Below are 21963 nucleotides of genomic sequence, written 5' to 3' on the forward strand. Positions count from 1 at the left end.
AGTGTCGGCCGAAGATCGGCGCCCGCACGATGTCCGAAGGTGCGCGGTGCGGCCCGCCGCATCGAAGGGTCGGGATCCGGGGTCAGTCGGCGAGCCCGTGCTCGTCGATCCACGTGTGCCACGGAGAGACCCGGTCGAGCCGGATCACGCCGTCGTAGGCCCGTCGAGCATCGAGGAGCTGCACGTGGTCGCCCTGCTGCGATCCCTTGGTCGCATCGAGCGCCGCGGCGGCGCGGTCGCTCGACGTGCGCAGGTCGACGAAGTAGTCGCGGCCGGGGCGCGCTCGCCCGAGTGCTCCGTCGAGGCTCTCGGCATCGGGTTCCGCGAGCGCGGCGATGAACGGGGTGGAGTGGCCGGGGGCATCTTCGGGCGCCGGGCGGTGCAGCCAGGTGCTGCCGCCGCCGTACGCCGAACCGAGGACGACGTAGTCGTCGCCCCAGCGGTCTTCGAGGTGCTGGCCGAGCGTGGTCATGGGCTGCGTGACGAAGGGAGGCGCGAGGAACGGAGACTTCTGCACGTGGCCGTTCGCGGCCGCGACGACGATGCGCGGCTCGCGTTCGAGGATCCAGTCGACGGTGTCGGCCATCGCCCGGTCGCGGATGTTGGCCGGCGGCCAGGTGCGCGTCGGCCCCGCCGTCATCGCGGCGAGGAACGCGTCCGCGGCGCGGGCGCTCTCGGCCGCACGGACGGCGACGGCGACGCGAGCCGGATCGCCGGTCGCAGCGACCGACTCGACGCTGCGCGCGCCCACGCGCTCGACGAGGTCCGAGATGCGTGCCGTCAGTTCGTGCCGCGTCGAGGCGGGCAGCGCCAGGTAGGCATGGATGTCCGGGGCGGCCTGGGCGAGGCCCGACCGGTCGCCGGGCAGGTAGTCGAAGATCGGGAGGAGCTCCGCCCGCACGTGGCGGGCGTACTCGACGTCGACCTCGTCGAGCAGTTCGAGCACGGCCTGCACCGCCGGGAGCGCACTGGCCGCGGAATCCGGCAGGTCCATGCCGTAGAGGCGCACCGGGGCTTCGGGCCCGACGGCGCGTGCACGCATCCACGCCACCTGGTCGAGCATCTCCTGACTCTTGCCGAAGTGATAGGTGAGTCCGCGGTTCAACACCCGCCTCACGCCCGGGCCGCCCGTGCTGATCCAGCGGTCGACCGTGAGCGCCTCGGCGAATCCGCCCTCCATGACCAGGGCGGTGAATCCGGCACGGCGCACGAGGAAGCGGAGGATGCGGTGCCGCACGTCGAGGAACTCGTGCACGCGGTGCATCGATTCGCCGATCGCCACGATGCGGGCGTCGCCCACGATGTCGAGCAACCGCTCGAGATCGCGGTCGTCGTCGGCATCGGGATCGGTCGTCGCGAGGTCGTGGGCGTGGGTGCGCAGCCAGCGGGAGAGGTCGTCGTCCTGGTCGGTCACCGGGCGATGGTACCGGCGAGCGCGTCGGCCGGGACGCGTGGTTCACTCATGGCGGAACGCGGATGCATCGCACCCGGCGCCGTCACGGCCCCCGCGCGCGCTGTGCACCCGGCGCCGGCACGCCCGCCGCGCGACCGGCGACTCAGGTGTTCGTGCCGACGCCGTAGCGCGGCGCGGCCGGGAACATCCCGAAGTTCGCCAGGTGGCGCCGGTCGCCGTTCTGGGCGGTGACGTAGCACTGCCAGCCCGGGCCGCCTGCCGCGAACAGCTCGAACGGGGCTTCGGTCGTCACGTCGTCGGTCGTGCTGCCCGTGGCCGCCGCCGCGAAGGCCGCGCACGTCGACCTGGCGGTCGAGGTCGCGACCGAGAACGTGGAGAGCACGATCGGCAGCACCATGCCGGCGAGCGCGACGAGCACCGCGATGCGGATCGCGCGTTGGCGCCCGGGGCGTCGTGGCCGGTCGGCCGGCTCGTAGCCGGCGAGTTCGGGGTGTTCGTCGGTCATCGTGTCGCCTCGATCGAGATGGAGATGATGCCGGCGACGGCCGCGAGCAGCACCGTGGCGGCGACGCCGAGCATCACCAGGGGGGAGGGCGGAACGATCTCGCGCCGGGCGCCGAGCTGCCGTCGACGCACGGTGCCGTGGGCGACCGCGACCGCCGCGAGCACGAACAGCACGACGCCGGCGGTGGAGAGGGCCGGTTGGTTCGAGCTCAGGCCGTCGCGGAGCGCGAGCACGGCGTTCACGGCGATGGCCAGGCCGGTGCGGCTCCAGGCCAGCGCGGTGCGCTCGGGCTGCAGTCCCGGGTCGCGGGGGAGCGATGCGTGCGTCTCGGCGGTCATGCGCGGCTCATCGGGAGATCAGGATCAGGACGGCGATCACGGCCGCGGCCAGGAGCGCGATGGCCGAGAGGAGCGGGATCGCGATGCTCTGGGGGAGCGGTCGGCCGGTGCGCATCGCGATCTCGTTCGCGCGCCAGCGCACGTACGAGAGGCCGCCGAGCATCGCGGCGACGATCGCCAGGCCGACGGCGAGGATCAGCACCACGATGCGCGGGCCGATCTGCTGGGCGAACTCGAACAGGAGCACCCCGCCGGCGAGCAGCGCGAGCGCGGTGCGGATCCAGGCGAGGAAGGTGCGCTCGTTGGCCAGCGTGAAGCGGTAGTCGGGGTCGTGGCCCTCGCTCTGCCACCTCGCCTTGCGCATGCACCCTCACTCGTCGTTGGATCGGCCGAAGCCGGGGCGGGTGGGCAGGGCCCGAAACGCACTCGGCCCCGGGCTCGCGCCCGGGGCCAAGATTACCCGCGAGACCGGGTCAGTGGGTCGACGGCGTCGTGGCGATCTCGGTGCGGTCGCCAGACCAGAGCGTGTGGAACACGCCCTCCTTGTCGATGCGCTTGTAGGTGTGCGCACCGAAGAAGTCGCGCTGGCCCTGCACGAGGGCGGCCGGCAGGCGGTCGGCGCGCAGGCCGTCGTAGTACGCGAGCGACGAGCCGAATGCCGGTGCCGGGATGCCGGTCTCGACCGAGCGCACGACGACGCGGCGCCAGGCGGCCTGCGCACGCGTGAACGCCTCGGCGAAGTACGGCGCCGAGAGCAGCAGCTCGAGGTCGGGCGTCTCGGCGTAGGCGTCGGCGATGCGGTTCAGGAACTGTGCGCGGATGATGCAGCCGCCGCGCCAGATCTTCGACACGGCGCCGAGGTCGATGTTCCAGTCGTACTCGACGGCGCCGGCGCGGATCGCGTCGAAGCCCTGCGAGTAGGCGACGATCTTCGAGGCGTAGAGCGCGAGGCGCACGTCTTCGATGAACGCGTCGACCTGGTCGGCCGGGATGCGGTCGGCCTCGTCGGGGCCGGTGAGGCCCTTGGCGGCGGCGCGCTGCTCGGGGTGCGACGACAGGCCGCGGGCGAAGACGGCCTCGGCGATGTTCGAGACGGGCGTGCCGAGGCTGAGCGCGGTCTGCACGGTCCAGACGCCGGTGCCCTTCGAGCCGGCCTCGTCGAGGATGACGTCGACCAGCGGCTTGCCGGTCTCGGCGTCGACCTGCTTGAGCACCTCGGCGGTGATCTCGATGAGGTAGGACTCGAGCTCGCCGCGGTTCCACTCGGCGAAGACCTCGGCGATCTCGGCGGGGGTCTTGCCCGTGCCGCGGCGGATGAGGTCGTAGGCCTCGGCGATGAGCTGCATGTCGGCGTACTCGATGCCGTTGTGGATCATCTTCACGAAGTGGCCGGCGCCGTCGTGGCCGATGTGCGTGACGCAGGGCTCGCCCTCGGCGATCGCGGCGATGGACTTCAGGATCGGGCCGAGCGTGACCCACGACTCGTCGGAGCCGCCGGGCATGATCGAGGGGCCGTTGAGCGCGCCCTCTTCGCCGCCGGAGATGCCGGCGCCGACGAAGTTGATGCCGGTCTCGCGCACCGCCTTCTCGCGGCGGATGGTGTCGGTGAAGAGCGCGTTGCCGCCGTCGACGATGATGTCGCCGGGCTCGAATCGGCTCGCGAGTTCGGAGATGACGGCGTCGGTGCCCTTGCCGGCCTGCACCATGATGATCGCGGTGCGGGGCTTGGCGAGCGAGGCGACGAACTCGTCGTAGGTCTCGGAACCGACGAATCCGGCCTCGGGGTGCTCTTCGAGCAGTGTCGCGGTGCGCTCGTAGGAGCGGTTGAACACGGCGACCGTGTTGCCCTCGCGGCTCGCGAGGTTGCGGGCGAGGTTCGAACCCATGACGGCGAGTCCCACGACTCCGATGTTGGCTACGGCTTCAGGCACGAACACACTCCTCGTGAAGTTTGCTGGGGATGAGTCAAGCGTACTGTGAGCGCGCCTCACCGTTGCGCGCTGTTGCTGAGAGGTCACGACGACCGCTCGGCGACGAACCGGCGGGTGACCGCGATGTCGCGCCCGCCGAGACCGCGTTCGACGAGCTCGTCGAAGGCCGCACGCAGGGTCGGCAGCAGCACTGGGTCGGTGCCGGTGGCGGCCGCCGCCTCTGCGGCGAAGCGCAGGTCCTTGACCATGTACTCGGCGACGCCCGACGGGGAGTCGTCTCCGGAGACGAGCTTCTCCATGCGGCTCGCGAGCAGGTTCGATCCGGCGTAGCCGCCCGCGAGCAGGCTGAAGAGCGCTTCGAGGTCGAGACCCGAACGCTCGGCGAGCACCGCGGCCTCGCCCAGGGCGAGGATCGTGGCCGACACGATGAGCTGGTTGCACGCCTTGGCGACCTCGCCCGCGCCGAGCGGGCCGAGGCGCACGGGGGTGCCGCACGGGGCGAGCAGGTCGGCGGCGCGGGCCGCGTCGGCCCCGTCGCCGCCCAGCATGATCGACAGCGTTCCGGCCGTCGCGCCGTCTTCACCGCCGGACACCGGGCAGTCCACGACGTGGATCCGGCCGTCGGATGCCGCGGCGAGCCGTTCGGCGAGCGCGCGCACCTCGGGCGCCGACGAGGTCGACCCGATCATGAGGAGCGAGTCGCCCTCGCGTTCGAGCAGGCCGGCGAGGAGTCCCTCTGGCCCGTCGAGCACCTGCTCGAGCTGGGGCAGGTCGGGCAGCATCGCGAGCACGGCGCCGGAGCGGAGGCCGAGCTCGCGCGGGGTCCCGGCCCACTCGGCGCCCAGCGAGACGAGGTCGGGCTGCGGTCGGCGCGCGGTGATGACGACCGGCCCGCCCGCGCCGATGAGGCGCTCTGCCATGCGGCCGCCCATGGAGCCGAGCCCGACGATGCCGATGGCGAGGTCGGTGCGGGGCGACCCGGTCGCGGGTCGGGCGGGGGAGTGATGTTCGGCGTTGGACATGTCGACAGCATATCCGACAGCCAACCTGTCGAACATCGTTCAACATGATGAATCTCGGGTATGCTGGGTGCCAGACCGCTCCGGAGGGGCCTGCACGGCCCGCCGCAACGAAGGGGAAGACCGGATGCCCGACTCGAACAACCGCCTGCGCGCCGTGGTGGCGGTGCCGCTCTCAGAGGAGCTGTGCCGGCTCGTCGAGGAGCTCGAGCCGCGCCTCGAGGTCGTGCGCGACCACGCGCTCGTGCGTCCGATGCGCGGCCCGGCCGATTGGTCGGGCGACCCGGCTCACAAGCGCACGCCGGAGCAGCAGTCCGCGTTCGACGCCATGGTCGACTCCGCCGACGTGCTGTTCGGCATCCCCGACGTCGAGCCGGCGGCCCTCGCCCGCACGGCGCGGGCGAACCCGCGCCTTCGGTGGGTCATGACGACCGCGGCCGGGGGCGGCAGCCAGGTCAAGGCGGCCGGTCTCGAGCGAGAGCTGCTCGATCGCATCGCCTTCACCACCAGTGCGGGGGTGCACGGCGGGCCGCTCGCCGAGTTCGCCGTGTTCGGCGTGCTCGCGGGCGCGAAGCACCTGCCGAGGCTCATCGCCGACCAGCGGTCGAAGACCTGGCCCGAGCGCTGGGAGATGCGCCAGCTCGACGAGATGACCGTGCTCGTGGTCGGCCTCGGCGGCATCGGCTCCGAGTGCGCGCGCCGGTTCAGCGCGCTCGGCGCCCGCGTCTGGGGCACGACCCGCAGCGGCGAGCCCGTCGACGGCGTCGACCGGCTCGTGCCGATCGACGAGCTCGAGGGTGCGGTCGGCCAGGTCGATGCGATCGTCACGACGCTGCCGGGCACCGAGGCCACCCATCACCTCGTGGGCGAACGGATCCTGGCCGCCGTGCGGCCGGGCGTCATCGTCGCCAACGTCGGGCGCGGTACGGTGATCGACGAGGCGGCGCTCATCACGGCGCTCGACGACGGGCGGGTCGGCTTCGCCGCGCTCGACGTCTTCGAGTCCGAGCCGCTGTCGGTGGAGTCGCCGTTGTGGTCGCACCCCTCCGTGCTCGTGAGTCCGCACACCGCGGCGCTCTCGCGCAAGGAGGAGGAGCGCATCGCCCGACGGTTCGCCGACGACGCCTCCCGGTTCCTCGACGGGCTGCCGATGCGCAGCGTGGTGGACACGGTCGAGTTCTACTGATCCCGCGGCTGCCCGCGGACGGAGGGGATGGCATGTCCGACGAGTCCGACGCGAAGGCCGACCGCCAGGGACGCGACCCGGCGCCCGCCGTCACGCGCAGCATGGCGATCCTCGGGCTGCTGGCCGAGGCATCCGGACCCCTCACCCTCACCGAGATCGCGGGCGGGCTGGGGCTCGCGAAGTCGTCGACCATGAACCTCTGCCTCGCGCTCGAGTCGGCCATGATGGTGCAGCGCGTGCCGCTCGGCTACCAGTTGGGCCGCCGCACGATCGAGCTGGGCGGGGCGTACGCGGCGCAGTTCAGCCAGGTGCGCGAGTTCTACACGGTCTGCGAGACGTCGCCCGTGCTGGTGCACGAGGTCGTGCAGGTCGCGATGCTCGACGACACCGAGGCCCTCTACCTCGCACGCCACGAGGGCTCGCGCAGCGTCAGGTTCGGCACGCCGCTCGGGTCGCGCCTGCCCGCGGCCCTCAGCGCGACGGGCAACGCCCTGCTCATGTCGATGAGCGATGCGGATGTCGCGACGCTCCTCGAGGGCACCGCGCCGTTCCCGCGGCTCACCGACCGCAGCATCCGCGACATCCCCGACCTGCTGGTGAAGCTCGCCGCCGCGCGCGACCGAGGCTGGGCACTCGACGACGGGGAGTCCTTCCCCGGCATCGTCGGGGTCGCCGTGCCGCTCGAGGGCTGGGCGCCGAGCGACCCGAGCCTCGCGCTCGGCGTCGCGCTGCCGGTCGCCGAGGCGACGCCCGGCCGGGTGGCCTCCGTCGCCGCGGCGCTCGTCGACGCCGCCGCTCGCCTGACGAACCCGTTGGCCGGCGCTCGAGCCCGCTGAGCCCCGGACGGCGTCGCGCGGGCTGGCGGCCGCGGCCGGCATCCGCTCGCTCCCTTCGTGCCGCGCATGCGACGGCGTGCCTTCGGCGTGCCATCGGCGTGCCTTCGGCGTGCCCGGGCGGGTGCCCGCAGCATCCGCTCGCCTGAAAGCGGTTCAAAGGGTTGAACTCTGTACATCAGGTTGGTACAGTGGCCGTCATCGCACCCCATGCGAGCCGATCAAAGGAGATGGGACATGACCGGTACCGCCCCCGCACCCACCGCGGTGAACGACGATCCCGAGTACGCCGCGAACCTCAAGCGCGCGACCTACGCGTCGAGCATCGGCAGTGCGCTGGAGTACTTCGACTTCGCGCTGTACGGCCTCTCGACGGCGCTGATCTTCAACGTGCTGTTCTTCCCGCAGGACGACCCGGCCATGGCCACGGTCGCCGCGTTCGCCACCTACGGCGTCGGCTTCCTCGCCCGCCCGTTCGGCGGCCTCTTCTTCGGACGCCTCGGCGACCGACTCGGCCGCAAGTGGGTGCTCGTCGTCACGATCATGCTCATGGGCGGCGCCTCGACCGCGATCGGCCTGCTGCCGACCTACGAGGCCATCGGCATCTGGGCGCCGATCCTGCTCGTCACGATGCGCCTGCTCCAGGGCTTCGGAGCGGGCGCCGAACAGGCCGGCTCGACCGTGCTCATGGCCGAGTACGCGCCCGTGCGCCGCCGCGGCTTCTTCTCGTCGCTGCCGTTCATCGGCATCCAAGCGGGCACGCTGCTCGCCGCGCTCGTGTTCAGCCTCATCACGCTGCTGCCCGAGGAGGCGCTGCTCAGCTGGGGTTGGCGCGTGCCGTTCCTCGCGTCGTTCCTGCTGATCCTCGTGGCGCTCTTCATCCGCATGCGCCTGAAGGAGACGCCGACGTTCGTCGAGCTCGAGAAGCACGAGCAGATCGCCGAGAAGCCCGTCAAGGAGATCTTCACGAAGGGCCTGCCCGGCGTCATCGTCGGCATCGGCCTGCGCATGGCCGAGAACGGCGGCTCCTACATGTTCCAGGCCCTCGCGCTCGCCTTCTTCGTGTCGGTCGTCGGCCCCGACGCCGACAAGAGCCTGCTCACCTGGGGCGTCACGCTCGGTTCGCTGCTCGGCATCTTCACGGTGCCGCTCACCGGTGCGATCTCCGACCGCGTCGGCCGCCGCAACGTCTACCGCTTCGGCGCCGTGTTCATGCTCCTCTACGCCGTGCCCGCCTGGTGGCTCATCTCGCTCGGCAGCTACCCCGTCGCGATCGCCGCGGTCGCGGTCGGCATCGGCATCGCCGTGAACACCATGCTCGGCCCGCAGTGCGCGATGCTGCCCGAGCTCTTCGGCAACCGCCACCGCTACCTCGGCGTCGCGATGGCCCGCGAGCTCTCGGCCGTGCTGGCCGGCGGCGTCGCCGGCGTGCTCGGCGCGTACCTCATCGCCGTGAGCGGCGGCAACTGGCTGCTGCTCGCGATCTACATGATCGTGCTCGCCCTCATCACGACCGCCGCCACGTTCCTCGTGCCCGAGACGCTGCGCCGCGACCTCACCCGCACCGACGACGCGATCAAGGTCTCGAGCACCGAGTCCGGCGACGACGTCGACGCGACCACGCTCTCGATCCGGACCATCCAGTGGTGACGGGCTCCGCCGCCTTCGACCTCACCGGGCGCACCGCGCTCGTCACGGGGTCGGGCCAGGGCATCGGGAGGGCGCTCGCCGCGGGCCTGGCAGCCGCGGGTGCGACGGTCGTCGTGCACGGGCGCGACGCCGGGAAGGCGGCGCGCGCCGCCGACGAGATCGCCTCCGCGACCGGTGCGCGCACCCTCAGCGCGGTCTTCGACGTGACGGATGCCGCGGCGGTCGACGCCGGCATCGCCGCCGTCGAGGCCGAGCTCGGCACGCCCGACATCGTGGTCAACAACGCCGGGATCCAGCGCCGCGCGCCGATCGCCGAGTTCACCGACGCGGACTGGCACGACCTCGTCGAGACGAACCTCACGAGCGCGTTCCGCCTCTCGCGCCGCGTGGCCCGCGGCATGATCGAACGCGGCTCGGGCAAGCTCATCCAGATCGGCAGCGTGCAGTCGCTGCTCGCACGGCCCTCGATCGCCCCGTACGCGGCGACGAAGGGCGCGATCGTGATGCTCACCAAGGGCCTCTGCGCCGACCTCGCGCCGCACGGCGTGCAGGCCAACGCCATCGCCCCCGGGTACTTCGAGACCGAGCTCACGAAGGCGCTCGTCGCCGACGAGGAGTTCTCCGCCTGGGTGCGCGGACGCACCCCCGCCGGGCGTTGGGGGCGGGTCGACGACCTCGTCGGCGCCCTCGTCTTCCTCGCGAGCAGCGCGAGCGACTTCGTGAACGGCCAGACGATCCACGTCGACGGCGGCATGACGGCGGTGGTCTGATGCGCATCGCCAGGCTCGCCACGCCCGCCGGGCCGGTCCATGTCCGCGAGTCCGTCGACGGCTGGGTGCCGATCGAGGACCCGTACACCGCGTTCGCCGAGGGGAGGAGCCCGGTCGACGCTGGGACTCCGATCCTCGGCGAGCTCCTTCCCCCGAGCGCGCCGCTCGTCGTCGTGGGCATCGCCCAGAACGGGCCCGAGCACGCCTCGCCCGTGCAGGCGTGGCTCAAGAGTCCGCGGTCCGTCGTGGCATCCGGAGTGCCCGTGACGCTGCGCCGCGACGCGGGCGTCACGGTCGCCGAGGGGGAGATCGCGATCGTCATCGGTCGTGACACCACGGGCCTCACCTTCGAGAACGCCCACGAGTACGTGCTCGGCGTCACGGCCGTGAATGACCTGTCGAGCCCCGACCGGGCCGCGGTCGACCCGCGCAACTTCGAACCGAAGGCCGGCGAGGGGTACACGCCGCTCGGCCCGGTGATCGATACCGGCGCCGACCTCGACGACGTGTCGCTCGAGTTCTTCGTCGACGGCGTGCTCGCCGGCGCGACGAGCAGCCGCGCGCTGCCCTCGTCGCCGCGTGCGTGCCTCGCCTACCTCGCCGAGTGGACCACGCTCGGCCCGGGCGACGTCGTCATGACCGGGGCGCCGACCTCGCAGGCGCCCATCGACCCCGGTGCGATCGTCGAGATCGTGGTCGCCGGCGTGCGACTCGTCACGCCGACCCGCTGAACCGTCCGCAACCCAGGAGATCCCGTGTCGAACCTCGGCGTCGTCGCCCACGCGGCCGACGACCTGCGCGTCGAAGCGCTGCCAGAACCCTCACCCGCCGCTGACGAGGCGGTGCTCGAGATCGCCTACGGCGGCGTCTGCGGCTCCGACCTGCACTACTGGCGCCACGGTGCGGCCGGCGCCTCGGTGCTGCGCGAGCCCATGGTGCTCGGCCACGAGATCGCGGGCACGGTCGTGGTCGCTGCCCTCGACGGATCCGGCCCGGTGGTCGGCACGCGGGTCGCGGTGCACCCGTTGACGCCGAAGGGCGACGGCGCGACCCCGTGGCCCGCGGACCGGCCCAACCTCGCACCGGCCTCGAGCTACCTCGGCTCGGCGCTGCACCTGCCGCACACGCAGGGCGGGTTCGCCCGCCGCGTCGCGCTGCCCACGCGCCTGCTGCACGCCGTGCCCGACGGGCTGCCGCTCGAGGTCGCCGCGCTCGCCGAGCCGGCCGCCGTCGCGTGGCACGGCCTCGAACGCGCGGGCGACGTGCGCGGCGCGCGCGTGCTCGTGATCGGAGCCGGACCCATCGGCCAACTCGTCGTCGCCGTCGCCCGCCACCACGGCGCAGCCGAGGTCGTCGCGACCGACCTGCACGACCTGCCGCGGCGACTCGCCGAGCAGCACGGCGCGAGCACGATCGACGCGACGGATGCCGCGGCCATCGCCGCGCTCCACGCCGACGTCGTCGTCGAGTCGAGCGGCACCGTGCCGGGACTCGCGAGCGCCATCGCGGCCTGCCGACGCGGCGGCACGATCGTGCTGCTCGGCCTGCAGCGCGCAGGAGACGTCCCCGCCGCGATCGCGACGGCGATCACCCGCGAGCTCACGATCACCGGGTCCTTCCGCTTCGCCGACGAGTTCGACGACGTCATCGCGGCGCTCGCCGACGGCAGCCTCGACGTCTCGGGCATCGTCACGCACGTGCTGCCGGCCGAGCGGGCGATCGAGGCGTTCGGCATCGCGGCCGATGCCTCCGTCTCATCGAAGGTGCTGCTCGACTTCACGGCCGATCAGGCGCACGATCCGGCCGTCGACGCGCCCTCGGGATCCATCGGGTAGACTCGGCTGCGAACTTCGGCGAGGGATCCCGCGCCATCCGAGCGATCGGGCGGCGCACGGCATCCGTGATCGACGCGGTGGGAGCAGGCTCCACGGCTATTCCTCACGCATCCGCGCATCGTGCATGCAGCGGCGTTCGAGTTGAAGACATCAGACCCACGATCTGGGCCGCCAGAGCACCGAGCTTGGGCCCGCAAGGAGAACATCATGACTGACGACAACAAGGTCGTCGCGGACGTCCGCGACGCATTCGGCAAGGGCGCTGCCCGCAAGATCCGCGCCGCCGGCAAGATCCCCGCCGTGATCTACGGCCACGGCACCGAGCCCCAGCACGTCACGCTGCCCGGCCACCAGGTCGCGCTGCTGATCCGCAAGGCGAACGCAGTGCTCGAGCTCGACATCGCGGGCAAGGGCCAGCTCGTGCTCGTCAAGGACGTGCAGAAGGACCCCGTGCACCAGATCATCGAGCACATGGACCTCATCGTCATCAAGAAGGGCGAGAAGGTCCAGGTCGAGGTCCCCGTGCACCTCGAGGGCGAGACCGCTGCCGGCACCATCGCCGACGTCGACTCGCACACGCTGCTCCTCGAGGTCGAGGCGACCCACATCCCCGAGAGCGTCGTCGTCTCGGTCGAGGGCCTCGAAGAGGGCTCGCAGATCCACGCCAAGGACGTCGAGCTGCCCAAGGGCGCCTCGCTCGTCACCGACGGCGACGCCCTCGTCGTCAACGTGCACACCCCGCAGAAGGCCGACCTCGGCGAAGAGGCCGCAGAGGCCGAGGGCGAGGCCGAGGCTGCTGCCGAGGCTCCCGCCGAAGAGGCTGCAGCCGAGTAATCTCAGCGCACGCACGCCGATCGGGCCTGCGGCATCGCATCCGGGTACGCTCGGATGCGGGCCGCGGGCCCGTTCCCGTTTCGCGGCCCGCCGCACCGACCACCCGCGAGCACCGGCTCGCCCGCATCGAACGGAGGCCGACCATGGGTCTGACCGACCTGTTCCGCCCCCGCCGGAAGGAAGACCCCACCGTGGCTGCGAACACCTGGCTCGTCGTGGGCCTCGGCAACCCCGGAGCCCCCTACGCCGGCAACCGGCACAACGTCGGCCAGATGGTCGTCGACGAGCTCGCGACCCGCATCGGGGCGACCTTCAAGACGCACAAGACGCCGTCGCGCGTCGCCGAGGGCTTCGTTCGGCCCGGCGGTCCCAAGCTCGTGCTCGCGAAGTCGAACGGCTACATGAACACCTCGGGCGGGCCCGTCTCGGCGCTGCTCAAGTTCTACGGGCTCGAGCCCGATCGCCTCATCGTCGTGCACGACGAGCTCGACATCCCATTCGACACCGTGCGCCTCAAGGCGGGCGGCGGGCACGGCGGCCACAACGGCCTCCGCGACATCCTGAAGGCGACCGGCAATGCCGACTTCACTCGCGTGCGCGTGGGCGTCGGGCGCCCGCCCGGCCGCCAGGACGCGGCCGACTACGTGCTCAAGGACTTCTCGGGCACCGAGCGGGCGACGCTGCCCAACCTGATCTCGGATGCCGCAGACGCCGTCGAGGCGATCGCCGACGTGGGTCTCGTGGCGGCGCAGCAGAAGTTCCACTCGCCGGCCTGATCGGGCGGGCGGCGGTCTCGACCGTCCTCAGCGGTGTGCCGACGGCGACCGACGGCCGCGCTCAGATGAGCGAGCGCAGGTACTCCTCGGGCGCGAGCCCCGCGGCGCGCGAGCGCTGCAGGAGCCGGTCGTGCTCCTCGGTCGAGAGCTCGACGGTGAGCTGGTGCCAGGCGTCGGGCGCGTCGTCGAACGAGAAGAGCGCGTCGTCCTCGGCACCCGCGGCCTCGGCGGCCACCGGAACCGAGGCATCGATGACGGATGCCGCGTCGAGCTCGAGCTCGACGTCGTCGATCGCCTCGACGGCGGCCGCGGCATCCGTTCCGCCGGAGCCGTCGCGCCACCCGGGACCGGATGGAATCACCGCCTTGCCGCTGCGGTACGCCTCGGCGACCGCGCGGGCCCGGGTGTCGGCGGCCTCGTTCATGGGGTGTCCGACGTGGCCCTTGACCCACTCGAACCGGTAGCGGCGGCCGACGAGCTCGTCGTCGAGCTCCTTCAGCAGTTCGACGTTGAGCACGGGCTTGCCGTCGGCCTTGCGCCAGCCCTTGCGCTTCCAGCCGGGCATCCACTTCGTGATGCAGTTGATGACGTACTGGCTGTCGCAGAGCACCAGCAGGTCGTCGTCGAGGTGGGCGGTCGCTCGGAAGAGCTCGAGCACGGCCTTCAGCTCGCCCTGGTTGTTCGTCGCGTGCTTCCATCCGCCGGCGCCCCAGCGGTCGTCGTCGACGTACCAGGCCCACCCGGCGGGGCCGGGGTTTCCGAGGGCGGATCCGTCGGCGGCGGCAGTGATCACGGGTGTCCTCCAGGGGGTTCGGTGCGGCGCCCATCGTATCGGGCGGCACCGACGGCAGCCCGACCGCCGTTCGGTCGTGGCCGGGCGGCGGCCGTGTCCGAGGCCGCGCGTAGACTCGCAAGGTGATTCTGCAGGGCTTGAACACGGCGCTTTCGCGCGCCTCCACGATCGACCGCGCCCTGGGCGAAGCTCTACGGAGCGCCGACTTCTCGGCGCCCGACGGCATCGACGCGCCGCTGCTGGCCGGCCTGCTGCAGCGCCGCACCGAGGCCGGGCTCGCGCCGGCGCTGCTCGTCATCACCGCGACGAGCCGCGAGGGCGAGCAGGTGCGCACCGCGATCGCGCCGTACCTCGACGGCGCAGAGGTGCTCGAGTTCCCCGCATGGGAGACCCTGCCGCACGAGCGCCTGAGTCCCTCCGCCGAGACCGTCGGTCGCAGGCTGCACGCCCTCCGACGCATGCACGACTGGCAGCAGGCCGGCTCGCGGCATCCGCTCGTGATCGTCGCCTCGGTGCGCGCTGCGCTGCAACCGCTCGCCGACAACCTCACCGAGCACGCGCCCATCGAGCTCGTGCCGGGCGGTCGGGGCTACGACCTGCCCGAGATCTCCCGCACGCTCGTCGACCTCGCCTACGCGCGCGTCGACATGGTGTCGCGGCGCGGCGAGTTCGCGCTCCGCGGCGGCATCCTCGACGTGTTCCCGCCGACCGCCGACCACCCGGTGCGCGTCGAGTTCTTCGGCGACGAGGTCGAAGAGCTGCGGGCGTTCTCGGTCGCCGACCAGCGCTCGCTGCCCGACGTCGTCGAGCGCGTCGAGCTCGCGCCGAGCCGTGAGCTGCTGCTCACGCCGTCGGTGCGTCAGCGCGCCCGCGAGATGGTGCACGAGTTCCCGAGCATGGCCGGCCTGCTCGAGAAGATCGCCGAGGGCATCCCCGTCGAGGGCATGGAGTCGCTGGCGCCCGCGCTGCTCGAACGCCTCGTGCCGTTCGCGCACTACCTGCCGGTCGGCGCGGCCGTCGCCGTGCTGCACCCCGAGCGCGTCTCGGGGCGTGCGGTCAGCCTCGCCGAGACCAACCGCGAGTTCCTCGGCGCGGCCTGGAGCGCGGCCACGGCCGGCGCCGACGCGCCGATCGACCTCGCCTCGGGCGACTTCCTCACGGTGCGCGAGTTCCGTGAGGCCGTGCTGTTCAGCGCGCCGGGCGAACCCGACCCGAAGCGCGTGTGGTGGACCTTCACGAACTTCGACATGGGCGACGCCGCGGCCGTCGTCGCGGCGTCGGCCGGCGGTGAGGCGGCCGAGTCCGCGTCCCGCCTCGCCTCCGAGTACGTGCGCGTCGCGGCCGATGCGATGCCGAGCTTCGCGGGCAACGTCGCGGGCGCGGTCGAGCACGTCGGGCAGCGACTGCGCGACGGCTGGAGCCTCGTCGTGGCGTCCGAGGGTCAGGGGCTCGTCGAACGCGCCCGCGACGTGCTCTCCGAGGCAGGGTTCGCGGCCCGCACCGTCGAGGCCGTGCCCGACGAGCTCGAGCCGGGTGTCGCCTACCTCGTCCGCGCGGGCGCCGCACGCGGCTTCGAGGTGCCCGAGGTCAAGCTGGGTCTCCTCTCCGAGGCGGAGTTCTACGGGCGCGCTGCGGGCTACGAGGCGCGCCGCAGCGCCAAGCTCGCGCCGCGGCGTCGCAATGTCGTCGACCCGCTGCAGCTCAAGGCCGGCGACTTCGTCGTGCACCAGACCCACGGCATCGGCCGGTTCGTCGAGATGGTGCAGCGCGAGGTCGCGACCGGCAGCCGCCCCACCGGCCCGAGCCGCAGGGCGGGCATCGCCCAGCAGCCCAAGGCCGTGCGCGAGTACCTCGTGCTCGAGTACGCGGCCTCCAAGCGCGGCCAGGCGGGCGACCGGCTGTTCGTGCCGACCGACCAGCTCGACCTGCTCTCGCGCTACGTCGGCGGCGAGGCCCCCTCGCTCTCCAAGATGGGCGGCAGCGACTGGTCGCAGGCCAAGGGCAGGGCTCGCAAGGCCGTGCGCGACATCGCCGTCGAGCTCGTGAAGCTCTACTCGGCGCGCATGGCGGCGAAGGGCCACGCGTTCGGCCCCGACACCCCGTGGCAGCACGAGCTCGAAGAGGCGTTCCCGTTCACCGAGACGCCCGACCAGGTGCAGACCATCGACGAGATCAAGGCCGACATGGAGCGGCCGATCCCGATGGACCGCCTGCTCGCGGGCGATGTCGGCTTCGGCAAGACCGAGGTGGCGGTGCGTGCGGCCTTCAAGGCCATCCAAGACGGCAAGCAGGTCGCCATGCTCGTGCCGACCACGCTGCTCGTGAAGCAGCACCTCGAGACCTTCACCGAGCGCTTCGCCGGGTTCCCCGTGCACGTGCGCGCCCTCAGCCGCTTCCAGACCGACAAGGAGGCGCGCGAGACCATCGCCGGCCTCGGCGACGGCACGGTCGACATGGTGATCGGCACGCACCGCATCCTCACCGAGAAGGTGGTGTTCAAAGACGTCGGCCTCGTCATCATCGATGAAGAGCAGCGGTTCGGCGTCGAGCACAAGGACGCGCTGAAGAAGCTCAAGACCAACGTCGACATCCTCGCGATGAGCGCCACGCCGATTCCTCGTTCGCTCGAGATGGCGGTCACCGGCATCCGCGAGATGTCCACCCTCGCGACCCCGCCCGAAGACCGGCATCCGATCCTCACGTTCGTCGGCCCCTACTCCGAGCAGCAGGTCGCGGCCGCCATCCGGCGCGAGATGCTGCGCGAGGGGCAGGTCTTCTTCGTGCACAACCGCGTCTCGTCGATCAACCGGGTCGCGGCGCAGCTGTCCGAGCTCGTACCCGAGGCGCGCATCGCGGTCGCGCACGGCCAGCTCAACGAGCACGTGCTCGAGCAGATCGTCAACGACTTCTGGGAGCGCAAGTTCGACGTGCTCGTGTCGACCACGATCATCGAGACCGGCCTCGACATCTCGAACGCGAACACGATCATCATCGACCGGGCCGACAAGTACGGCCTGAGCCAGTTGCACCAGCTGCGCGGTCGCGTCGGCCGAGGTCGGGAGCGCGCCTACGCGTACTTCCTCTGGGACCCGGCGAAGCCGCTCAGCGAGACCGCGCACGACCGGCTCTCGACGATCGCAGCCAACAACGATCTCGGCTCGGGCATGCAGGTCGCCCTCAAAGACCTCGAGATCCGTGGCGCGGGCAACCTGCTGGGCGGCGAGCAGGCCGGCCACATCGCGGGCGTCGGCTTCGACCTGTACCTGCGCATGATCGGCGAAGCCGTCTCGACGTTCCGCGGCGACGTCGCCGAGGGCCAGACCGAGCTCCGACTCGAGCTGCCCATCGACGCGCACATCCCCGAGGACTACGTCGACTCCGAGCGCCTGCGCCTCGAGGCCTACCAGAAGCTCTCCGCCGCGAGCGGACCCGCGGCGAAAGAGGAGCAGCTCGGCCATGTGGTCGACGAGCTCGTCGACCGCTACGGCGCCCCGCCCGAGGCCGTGCAGAACCTCGTCGCCGTGTCGAGGCTTCGCAGGCTGGCGCAGTTCGCGGGGCTCTCCGACGTCATCGCAACGGGCACCAAGCTGCGCATCGCGCCCGCGAACATCCCCGACTCGCGCCGCGTTCGTCTCGAGCGCATGTACCCGGGGGCCAAGCTCGTCGCGGCGAGCGACGTGATCCTCGTGCCGTTCCCCGTGCGGGGCGGCGAGATGCCCGGCGACGCCGAACTCATCGAGTGGGTCTCGAACCTCATCACCGCGATCTTCCCGCTGCCCGAGGCGGCGGGTGCGGCCGGCGCGACGGGAACGGCATCGGCCGCGGGCGGAGTCGCCTAGACCGCGGTGGCCTGGCCGCGGCATCCGCTCGCCCGCGGCATCCGCTCGTCCTGAATTACAGTCAGCGCGAGAAGGGACCGCCCGGCCCGCCCGCCGCGCCCTGCGTGCGGTACTGCCGCGACCGCACGGTGACGGCGAGGCCCGACAGCACGATCGCGATGCCCGAGCCGAGCAGCACCGCGAGGGTGCCCTCGTTGGCGACCTCGGTGTCGCCGGCGAAGGCGAGCTCGTTCATGAGCAACGAGACCGTGAACCCGATGCCGCCGAGCGTGCCGACCATGGCGAGGTCGCCGATCGTGAGCGACTGGCCGGTGCGCCGCCTCGCCACGAGCAGGCCGATGCCGCCGGCGAGCATGATGCCCACGATCTTGCCGACCGGGAGGCCGACGAGGATGCCCCAGAACGCCGGGTCGAGCTCGCTCGGGCTGACCTGGGGGATCGGCACCATCGCGGCGGAGAGCGCGAACAGCGGCAGGATGACCCCGTTCGAGACGGGCTCGAGCCCGTGCACCGCCCGGCCGCCCGGTCGGCGAGCCATGACGAACCCGAGCGCGACGCCTGCGATCGTCGCGTGCACTCCCGACTGGTAGACGAAATACCAGGTCAGCACCGCGAGCACCCAGAGCACGAGCATGATCGGCCACTGCGCGCGGCGCGAGAGGACCCACGACGACCGGGGCTTCAGCATGCGGCTGAACGCGCCGAAGAGCGTGATCGTCACGGCGGCGAGCCCGAGGTGGGCCATGCTCGCATCCGCGGTGAAGAAGAAGGCGATGATGAGGATCGCGATGAGGTCGTCGAGCACCGCGAGCGCGAGGAGGAACACGCGCACGCGCGTCGGGATGAACCTGCCGAACACGGCGAGCACGCCGAGGGCGAAGGCGATGTCGGTCGCGGTCGGGATGGGCCAGCCGTCGACCGTATCGGTGCCGACGGTGAAGCCCACGTAGATCACGGCCGGCACAAGCACGCCGCCGACCGCGGCGATCGCGGGCAGGAGCGCCTTCGAGAGCGAGTTCAGCTCGCCGATGACGAGCTCGCGCTTGAGCTCGACCGCGACGATGAAGAAGAAGACCGCGAGCAGGCCGTCGCTGATCCAGTGGCCGAGCGAGAGGTCGAGACCGAGCCAGGGGAGGTCGAGGTGCGCGGTCTTCAGCTCGACGAGCACCGGCCCGAACGACAGGTTGGCGAGCACGAGGCCGAGCACTGCGGCGATCAACAGCAGCACCGCCGACCAGCGTTCCGATCTCAGGATCTTCATGGGGCACTCCGTTCGTCGGGTGCGACGCGGGACGGTGCTTCGGCAGGCGCTGGCACGGCGTTCCGGGTCGACGGGTCGGTTTCGGCGGTCTCCCGCCGGCCGACCAGACTTCCCGGCACTCCTCGTGGAAGCCTATCGGGCACGTACACTCGTGCGGTGTCGTTCTCGGTCTGGGTCGCGTTGCTCGCGGCGAGCGTGGTGATCTCGTTCACCCCCGGCGCTGGGGCGATCAACACGATGGGCAACGCCCTGAAGGTCGGGCTGGGCCGCGCGTGGTGGGGCATCCTCGGGCAGCAGGCTGCGCTCGTCGTGCACATCGTGATCGTCGCGGCGGGCCTCGGCGTGCTGGTGGCGAACTCACCGGTCGCGTTCGACGCCATCCGCTACGCGGGCGCCGCCTACCTCGTCTACCTCGGCATCCGGCAGTTCCTCGCGAAGCCCGTCGTCGACGGCTCCGTCGAGGCGACGGATGGTCCGGATGCCGCGGGCGGCCTCGACGCCCCGGTCGGCGAGTCCGCGTGGTCGCTGTTCCGTCGCGGCCTGCTCGTGAACCTGCTGAACCCGAAGGCGATCGTGTTCTTCCTCGCCTTCCTGCCGCAGTTCATCCGACCGGGCGAGCCGTTGCTGCCGCAGTACCTCGTGGTCGCCGCGACCGTGATCCTCGTCGACGTCGTCGTGATGTGGGGCTTCTTCGCCGTGGCGGCGAGGTCGTTCCGCCGAGTGACGAGGTCGGCGCGCGGGCAGACGGTGCTGAACCGCGTGTTCGGTTCGCTCTTCCTCGCGGTGGGCGTCGCGCTGGCGGCGATCCACTGACCCGCGTGTCCGGATGTCCGGATGTCCGGCGTCCTTGGCGTGAGGTGCCGGGCGCGTCGTCGCCCGGCATGCCTAGGCTGAACGGATGACGCACACAGCCGCATCCCCGGGCGACTCGCCGCACCCCGGGCTCGACGAGCTCATCGCCACGGTCGCCCTGCTGCGGGCGCCCGGCGGATGCCCGTGGGACGCCGACCAGACCCACGAGAGCCTCGTGCAGTACCTCGTCGAGGAGAGCTGGGAGCTCATCGACGCGATCGAGTCGGGCGACCGGGCCGAGATGATCGAGGAGCTCGGCGACGTGCTCTACCAGGTGCTCTTCCACGCCGACATCGCCGCGCACACCGACGGCGAGCGGTTCGACATCGACGACGTCGCGCGGCACATGACGGCGAAGATGGTGTCGCGGCATCCGCACGTCTTCGGCGATCGCGAGGCCGAGACGGCCGAAGATGTCGTCGCGTTCTGGGAAGACCTCAAGGCCGAGGAGAAGCCGCACCGCACGAGCGTGCTCGACGGCGTGCCGCGGGGCATGCCCGCGCTCGCGCTCGCGCAGAAGGTGCTCGGCAAGGCCGAGAAGGCCGGCGTCGGGGCGGATGCCGCGGGCGACGTCACGGCTCCGGCGACCGAAGCCGAGCTCGGCGATCTGCTGTTCGCGCTCGCCGCGTCGGCGAAGGCGCAGGGCCTCGACGCCGAGCGCGCGCTGCGCGGAGCCGTGCGCGCGTTCGAGGACGAGGTGCGTTCGGCTGAGGTCGCCGCGGGTTCGTGAGCCGCGCTGCGCGTTCGTGAGCCGCGCCACGCGTTCGTGAGCCGCGCCACGCGTTCGTGAGCCGCGCCGCGGTGCTGGAAGAATGGTCGGCATGGCCGCATCCGTCACTCCTCCGCGCGGAATGCGCGACTTCCTCCCCGCCGAGAAGGCCCGTCGCGAGCACGCCCTCGGCGTGATCCGGGGCGTCTACGCGTCGCACGGCTTCGACGAGATCGAGACGCCCGTGATGGAAGACGCCTCGCGCCTGCACGCGGGCCTCGGCGGCGACAACGAGAAGCTCGCGTTCGCCGTGATGAAGCGCGGCATCACCTCCGACGACCTGACGGCGGCCGCGGCATCCGGCGACGCCCTCTCGCTCGCCGACCTGGGCCTGCGGTACGACCTCACGGTGCCGCTCGCGCGCTTCTACGCGACGCACCGCGCGGCGCTGCCCCCGGTGTTCCGCTCGATCCAGATCGCGCCCGTGTGGCGTGCGGAGCGCCCGCAGAAGGGGCGGTACCGCCAGTTCGTGCAGTGCGACATCGACATCATCGGCGAGTCCGGCCACCTCGCCGAGCTCGAGCTGCTCACGGCGACCCTCGCGGCGCTCGACGGGCTCGGGCTCGGCGGCTGCACCATCCGACTGAACGACCGGCGCATCCTCGCCGGCATCCTCGGCTCGTGGGGCGTGCCCGACGAGCTGCGCGAGCGTGCGCTCATCACGATCGACAAGCTCGACAAGGTCGGCACCGGGGGAGTGGCCGCCGAGCTCCGCGATCTCGGCATCGTCGACGAGGGGGCGGATGTCGCGGCCGAGCTCGAGGCGCTGACCAACGCCGACTGGCACCTCGCCGACGGCATCGTGCCGCCGCCCTCGTGGCTCGACCTCGACGCCTACGCCGATCTCGTCGCGCTGCGCGAGATCCTCGCCGACGCGGCCATCGAGTTCGACCCGACGCTCGTGCGCGGCATGGGCTACTACACGGGCACGATCTTCGAGATCGCGCACCCCGACTTCGGCTACTCGCTCGGCGGCGGCGGCCGCTACGACGGCATGATCGGCCGGTTCCTCGGGCAGGACGTGCCCGCGTGCGGCTTCTCGATCGGCTTCGAGCGCATCGTGGACCTTCTCGCCGTGCGCGACGACGGGCGCCCCCGCTCGGTCGTGCTGGTCTACGACCCCGCCGTCGAGCCCGCGACCCTGCTGAAGCTCAAGCACGAGCTCGTGGCATCCGGAACCCGCGTGCGCTTCGAGCGCCGCGTGAAGAACGCCCGCGCCCTGTTCGAGCGGGTCGCCGCCGACGGCTTCGACGCCGTCGCGAACGTGACCCCCGAGACGACGGATGCCGCGTCGCTCGCGTTCCGCGACCTCACCGCCTAGCCCTCAGCGAGAGGTCGCAGATGGCGACATCCGTGCG

General features: G+C 71.9%; 20 protein-coding genes. 12 read left to right on the forward strand and 8 right to left on the reverse strand.

What is annotated here, in order from left to right; translation table 11 throughout:
• Positions 1-82: 82 nt before the first annotated feature.
• The 6 genes from BM342_RS07870 to BM342_RS07895 all read right to left on the reverse strand — a co-directional run bounded on the left by BM342_RS07870 (position 83) and on the right by BM342_RS07895 (position 5210).
• Positions 83-1414, reverse strand: coding sequence for an erythromycin esterase family protein (locus tag BM342_RS07870; RefSeq protein WP_092964850.1), 1332 nt, complete (start codon positions 1412-1414; stop codon positions 83-85).
• 142 nt (positions 1415-1556) lie between these two features.
• On the reverse strand, positions 1557-1919 hold the full coding sequence (locus BM342_RS07875) for a hypothetical protein (RefSeq protein WP_092964851.1): 363 nt from the start codon (positions 1917-1919) through the stop codon (positions 1557-1559).
• Positions 1916-2257, reverse strand: a complete 342-nt coding sequence (locus BM342_RS07880) for a DUF202 domain-containing protein (RefSeq protein WP_092964852.1) — start codon at positions 2255-2257, stop codon at positions 1916-1918. The genes BM342_RS07875 and BM342_RS07880 overlap by 4 nt, the downstream gene beginning before the upstream one ends.
• A 7-nt stretch (positions 2258-2264) precedes the next feature.
• Complete coding sequence (locus BM342_RS07885; RefSeq protein ID WP_092964853.1) at positions 2265-2621, reverse strand: YidH family protein; 357 nt, start codon at positions 2619-2621, stop codon at positions 2265-2267.
• Between the two features lie 109 nt (positions 2622-2730).
• Positions 2731-4188: an NADP-dependent phosphogluconate dehydrogenase gene (gene gndA / locus BM342_RS07890; protein ID WP_092966680.1), complete on the reverse strand. Its 1458-nt coding sequence runs from the start codon at positions 4186-4188 to the stop codon at positions 2731-2733.
• An 83-nt stretch (positions 4189-4271) separates the two neighbouring features.
• Positions 4272-5210, reverse strand: coding sequence for an NAD(P)-dependent oxidoreductase (locus tag BM342_RS07895; RefSeq protein WP_092964854.1), 939 nt, complete (start codon positions 5208-5210; stop codon positions 4272-4274).
• 124 nt (positions 5211-5334) lie between these two features.
• On the opposite strand from BM342_RS07895, the gene BM342_RS07900 reads away from it, so the two are divergent.
• From BM342_RS07900 to pth, 8 genes are all read left to right on the forward strand, one after another.
• On the forward strand, positions 5335-6393 hold the full coding sequence (locus BM342_RS07900) for a D-2-hydroxyacid dehydrogenase (RefSeq protein WP_092964855.1): 1059 nt from the start codon (positions 5335-5337) through the stop codon (positions 6391-6393).
• Positions 6394-6425: 32 nt separating this feature from the next.
• Entirely contained in the window at positions 6426-7229 is an 804-nt protein-coding gene (locus tag BM342_RS07905) for an IclR family transcriptional regulator (protein ID WP_092964856.1), read from the forward strand.
• Between the two features lie 234 nt (positions 7230-7463).
• On the forward strand, positions 7464-8876 hold the full coding sequence (locus BM342_RS07910) for an MFS transporter (protein WP_092964857.1): 1413 nt from the start codon (positions 7464-7466) through the stop codon (positions 8874-8876).
• Positions 8873-9646, forward strand: a complete 774-nt coding sequence (locus BM342_RS07915; RefSeq protein WP_092966682.1) for an SDR family oxidoreductase — start codon at positions 8873-8875, stop codon at positions 9644-9646. Before BM342_RS07910 ends, BM342_RS07915 begins: the two co-directional genes overlap by 4 nt.
• The gene (locus tag BM342_RS07920; RefSeq protein WP_092964858.1) at positions 9646-10377 is read left to right on the forward strand and encodes a fumarylacetoacetate hydrolase family protein; all 732 of its coding nucleotides are present in this window, start codon (positions 9646-9648) and stop codon (positions 10375-10377) included. Before BM342_RS07915 ends, BM342_RS07920 begins: the two co-directional genes overlap by 1 nt.
• 24 nt (positions 10378-10401) lie before the next feature.
• Positions 10402-11481: a zinc-binding dehydrogenase gene (locus BM342_RS07925; protein WP_092964859.1), complete on the forward strand. Its 1080-nt coding sequence runs from the start codon at positions 10402-10404 to the stop codon at positions 11479-11481.
• A 207-nt stretch (positions 11482-11688) separates the two neighbouring features.
• Complete coding sequence (locus tag BM342_RS07930) at positions 11689-12315, forward strand: 50S ribosomal protein L25/general stress protein Ctc (RefSeq protein WP_092964860.1); 627 nt, start codon at positions 11689-11691, stop codon at positions 12313-12315.
• Positions 12316-12458: 143 nt separating this feature from the next.
• Positions 12459-13091, forward strand: coding sequence for an aminoacyl-tRNA hydrolase (gene pth, locus BM342_RS07935; protein ID WP_092964861.1), 633 nt, complete (start codon positions 12459-12461; stop codon positions 13089-13091).
• A gap of 61 nt (positions 13092-13152) precedes the next feature.
• Here the strand turns inward: pth and BM342_RS20265 are convergent, their stop codons facing one another.
• Positions 13153-13884, reverse strand: a complete 732-nt coding sequence (locus BM342_RS20265; protein WP_092964862.1) for an RNase H family protein — start codon at positions 13882-13884, stop codon at positions 13153-13155.
• 122 nt (positions 13885-14006) lie between these two features.
• Between BM342_RS20265 and mfd the strand changes: the two genes are divergently transcribed.
• Positions 14007-17723: a transcription-repair coupling factor gene (gene mfd, locus BM342_RS07945; protein ID WP_092964863.1), complete on the forward strand. Its 3717-nt coding sequence runs from the start codon at positions 14007-14009 to the stop codon at positions 17721-17723.
• Between the two features lie 61 nt (positions 17724-17784).
• Here the strand turns inward: mfd and BM342_RS07950 are convergent, their stop codons facing one another.
• Positions 17785-18984 (reverse strand): Na+/H+ antiporter NhaA, encoded by a 1200-nt coding sequence (locus tag BM342_RS07950; protein WP_092964864.1) that lies wholly within the window; start codon positions 18982-18984, stop codon positions 17785-17787.
• A gap of 156 nt (positions 18985-19140) precedes the next feature.
• Between BM342_RS07950 and BM342_RS07955 the strand changes: the two genes are divergently transcribed.
• The 3 genes from BM342_RS07955 to hisS all read left to right on the forward strand — a co-directional run bounded on the left by BM342_RS07955 (position 19141) and on the right by hisS (position 21926).
• Entirely contained in the window at positions 19141-19797 is a 657-nt protein-coding gene (locus tag BM342_RS07955) for a LysE family transporter (RefSeq protein WP_092964865.1), read from the forward strand.
• An 85-nt stretch (positions 19798-19882) separates the two neighbouring features.
• Positions 19883-20566, forward strand: a complete 684-nt coding sequence (locus BM342_RS07960; RefSeq protein ID WP_092964866.1) for a nucleoside triphosphate pyrophosphohydrolase — start codon at positions 19883-19885, stop codon at positions 20564-20566.
• Between the two features lie 91 nt (positions 20567-20657).
• Positions 20658-21926 (forward strand): histidine--tRNA ligase, encoded by a 1269-nt coding sequence (hisS, locus tag BM342_RS07965; protein ID WP_092966684.1) that lies wholly within the window; start codon positions 20658-20660, stop codon positions 21924-21926.
• The last annotated feature ends 37 nt before the right edge of the window (positions 21927-21963 follow it).

It is taken from the genome of Agromyces sp. CF514 (assembly GCF_900113185.1).
Lineage (GTDB): Bacteria > Actinomycetota > Actinomycetes > Actinomycetales > Microbacteriaceae > Agromyces.